The 4,111-nt window shown below is 43.1% G+C and carries 4 protein-coding genes; all 4 read left to right on the top strand.

Annotation, left to right across the window (positions count from 1 at the left end; genetic code table 11):
* Nucleotides 1-6: 6 nt before the first annotated feature.
* Nucleotides 7-1,386 (top strand): UDP-N-acetylmuramoyl-tripeptide--D-alanyl-D-alanine ligase, encoded by a 1,380-nt coding sequence (locus tag H5975_RS07500; RefSeq protein ID WP_204785526.1) that lies wholly within the window; start codon nt 7-9, stop codon nt 1,384-1,386.
* An 87-nt stretch (nt 1,387-1,473) separates the two neighbouring features.
* Nucleotides 1,474-2,961 (top strand): DEAD/DEAH box helicase, encoded by a 1,488-nt coding sequence (locus tag H5975_RS07495; protein WP_204785525.1) that lies wholly within the window; start codon nt 1,474-1,476, stop codon nt 2,959-2,961.
* 19 nt (nt 2,962-2,980) lie between these two features.
* A complete protein-coding gene (acpS, locus tag H5975_RS07490) occupies nt 2,981-3,352 on the top strand; it encodes a holo-ACP synthase (RefSeq protein ID WP_204785524.1) in 372 nt (123 codons plus the stop codon).
* Nucleotides 3,345-4,111: alanine racemase (alr, locus tag H5975_RS07485; RefSeq protein ID WP_204785523.1), on the top strand; the 767-nt coding region annotated here is incomplete at its 3' end. The genes acpS and alr, both read left to right, overlap by 8 nt.

Genomic DNA, 4,111 nt, shown 5'->3' with positions numbered 1-4,111 from the left:
TTACTCATGAAAATGAACATCGCAGAGATCGCCAAAGCGGTTGATGCACAGAACGATATTGAGCAATGGTCCGACATTGAAGTATCTGGCGTCGCGTTTGACAGTCGTCATTTAAAAACTGGGGACTTATTTGTTCCGCTAATGGGCGCTCGTGATGGCCACGAGTTTGTAAATACTGCTTTCCAAAATGGTGCCAGTGCATCTCTTTGGGCAGCCGATCATCATTACGATGATGATGGGCAACCACGGATTGTGGTGGAAGATCCTCTCAAAGCCTTGCAACAACTTGGAAAGTACTATTTGAATAAGATCAATCCGGTGGTAGTAGCTGTTAGTGGTAGTAACGGTAAAACTACTACTAAGGACATGATTGCATCCATTTTGAGTACTCAAATGAACGTTACGAAAACCCATGCTAATTTTAATAATGCAATTGGTGTTCCAGTAACGTTATTAAATATGGAAGCTAATACTGAAGCGGTTGTCGTTGAAATGGGAATGAGTCATTTTGGCGAGCTTGATGAATTGAGTAAGTTAGTTACTCCTGATATAGCTGTTTTGACAATGATTGGCGAAGCGCATATTGAATTCTTTGGTACTCGTGATCGAATCGCCGATGCCAAGATGGAAATTACTCATGGAATGCGTGAAGACGGCACCTTTGTCTATAACGGTGATGAACCGCTACTCCGCGAACGTGCCAAGGATTTAAAGCAGATTACCAAGACATTTGGTCGGCAGTTGAGTAATGATATTTATGCAACCAGTGTTGAACAATCTGATCATGATATTACATTCACGGTCAACCTATGGCCTGACGAAGAGTTTAGGATCCCAATGGTGGGTGAATACAACGTTAATAACGCCATGGCGGCAATGATGGTTGCCCGCCGACTCCATGTGACCCCTAATCACATAAAGATTGGTTTGGAAAATCTTGAATTAACCGAAAATCGGACAGAGTGGCTGGCCGGTAATCAAGGCGAAAAGATTTTATCGGATGTTTATAATTCGAATCCAACCGCCGTTAAAGAAGTTCTGGAGACACTGAATGAGCTTCCTGAAAAGGGACGGCGTATTATCGTACTTGGTGATATGCTGGAATTAGGTGATGCTTCAGCTAAGTTGCATGCTGGTCTTGCTAAAAGCATTGACCATGAACATTTTGCAAAGGTGTTCTTAGTTGGCTCAGAGATGAAAGCATTGGCTACCGCATTATTAGCCGATGGCTACCCAGCTGATGATCTGCAACACTTTGCTGCTGATGAGCAAAGTGAACTAGTGGCAAGCTTGAGATCAACCATTCAAAAGGGTGATATTGTATTATTAAAGGGCAGCCACGGCATTCACTTAGAGAATGTTCTACAAGAATTAACAACAAAATAATGTTTGGCACCACTACACTTATTGGCCAGATATCGACGCCAATTAGGTAGTGGTGTTTTCAATCATGAAATTAAATGAGGTGAAATTTTGAAATTTGGAGAACTAGGTTTATCAAAAAGCCTTCTACGGGCTGTTAAACAGAGTGGCTATGAAGAAGCAACCCCGATCCAGGAACAGACAATTCCAATGGTATTAAAGGGTGAAGATGTTATTGGTCAGGCGCAAACCGGGACTGGGAAAACTGCCGCTTTCGGGCTACCAATCATTGAACATGTAGATTTAGACAATCCTAATATTCAAGCAATTGTGATCTCCCCAACACGGGAATTAGCAATTCAAACCCAAGAAGAATTGTACCGGCTAGGACATGATAAGCATGTTCAAGTACAAGTTGTTTATGGAGGAGCAGATATTCGGCGCCAAATTAAGGCCCTGAAGAAGCACCCGCAAATTTTAGTTGGGACCCCAGGACGGCTTCGCGACCACATTAGTCGGGGAACTGTTAAATTAGATCATGTGCAGACATTAGTTCTCGATGAGGCGGACGAAATGTTGAACATGGGATTTTTAGATGATATTGAGGCCATTATTAAAGAAACTCCTGAAGAGCGGCAAACTTTGCTGTTCTCAGCAACGATGCCGCCCGAAATTCGTCGGATTGGTGTTCAATTCATGCGTGACCCCCAAACGGTTAAAATCAAGGCCAAAGAATTAACAACTGACTTGGTAGATCAATACTACGTTCGTGCCAAGGATTATGAAAAATTTGACATTATGACCCGTTTGATTGATGTTCAAGATCCTGATTTAACAATCGTTTTTGGTCGGACTAAGCGTCGGGTAGACGAATTATCCAGAGGATTAGTTGCCCGTGGTTATAATGCTGCTGGTATTCATGGTGATCTGACTCAGGACCGGCGGACTAAGATTATGAAGAAGTTTAAAAATGGCAAGCTAGATATTTTAGTAGCTACCGATGTAGCTGCGCGGGGGCTAGATATTTCTGGTGTTACCCACGTTTATAATTATGATATTCCGTCAGATCCAGATAGTTATGTTCACCGGATTGGGCGAACTGGCCGTGCCGGACATCATGGGGTTTCACTAACCTTTGTGACGCCTAACGAAATGGACTATCTTCATGAAATTGAAAAATTGACACGGGTTCGCATGTTGCCATTGAAGCCCCCAACAGAAGAAGAAGCGTTCCGGGGACAAGTTGCCAGTGCAGTTAACGATATTGATGATTTAATTAATGATGACGCTACTGACAAGTACCGTGAATCAGCTCAAAAACTGTTAGATACACACGATGCAGTTGATTTGGTGGCGGCATTACTGAATGATTTGACGACCGATGATGCGGCTAAAGTGCCAGTTAAAATTACCCCTGAACGGCCGTTACCAAAACGTCACCGTCATCATAATAATTACCACGGCCGTGGCAACAACCACCGACGCAATAGTGATCATTATCACGGTCACCGTGGTCAAAATGATCGTCGACGTGGTGGTAAGAATCATCGTTTCCAACGCAATGACCACAAATTTAGTGTGCGGCGGAAAAAAGATTAATTGAAATCAGGTGAGCGCATTGCTAGCAGGAATCGGAATCGACCTAACCGAGATTGACCGTGTCAAAAAAGTTGTCGAAGCAGAGCCACGTTTTATCGAAAAAGTCTTAACAAAGGACGAACAGGCACAATTATCCCATTTTGCTGGTCAGCGGCGATGGGAGTACATCAGTGGACGCTGGTCACTAAAGGAATCCTTTGCAAAAGCAATGGGAACCGGGATTGGGGCACAGGTAGGTTTTCAAGACATTGAAATTATTGATAATGCCGCAGGACGGCCGATCGTCACAAAGTCACCATTTAATGGACAATCTTTGGCATCTGTGAGTCATACTGGTAAACTAGTAGTGACACAGATAGTTTTAGAAAAAGGAGACGGTCAAGATGAATAGTGCTCGTTTACGGAATACTGATGTTGTTGTTAACCTTGGTGCGTTGCGTCATAACATTCGTGCCCAAAAAGCGGCTTTACCAGCAGGTAGCCATATTTTTGGTGTAGTGAAGGCGGATGCATATGGCAATGGAATGCCACAAGTAGCGCATGTTTTGTCTGAAGAAGGGGTGGCAGGATTCTGCGTAGCACTTCTTGATGAAGGACTGACTCTCCGTGATGCCGGACTAACTGAAACGGTATTGGTATTGGGAATTACTCCTGTACAATATGCACCAATTGCTGCTGACAACGATATCTCCCTGACAGTGGGGTCCGTTGATTGGTTACGTAACTATCAAAAGATTGCTAAAACTAACGGCGTGAAAAAGCCACTGAAGGTTCACTTAGGTCTAGATACTGGAATGGGACGGATTGGCTTTAAAGATAACGATGAATTTAAGCAAGCAATGGAAATTTTGCAAGCACCAGAATTTGAATTCGAAGGGATCTTTACCCACTTTGCAACTGCAGATAGTGCTGACCCAACTTACTTTAATCAACAATTAAGCAAGTGGAAGAGCTTCTTATCTGTTGTTGATCAACGACCACGTTACGTTCACATGGCAAACTCAGCTACTGGTTTATGGCACCAAAAAGATATTGAAAATAATACTGTACGGATGGGGATCTCATTATACGGTTGTAATCCATCAGGACGGGAAATTAAACCATCCTTTGACTTAGAACCAGTGACCTCATTGATTACTCATGCCACATT

Source organism: Limosilactobacillus coleohominis, from assembly GCF_016901675.1.
GTDB classification, from domain to species: Bacteria; Bacillota; Bacilli; order Lactobacillales; family Lactobacillaceae; genus Limosilactobacillus; species Limosilactobacillus intestinavium.
The sequence above is the reverse complement of the archived record's forward strand: the minus strand, read 5'-3'. Positions and strand labels throughout refer to the sequence as shown.

What these genes read in the sequence shown, in the direction of transcription:
- H5975_RS07500 (WP_204785526.1), top strand. Translation starts at nt 7, where the DNA reads ATGAAAATGAACATCGCAGAGATCGCCAAAGCGGTTGATGCACAGAAC.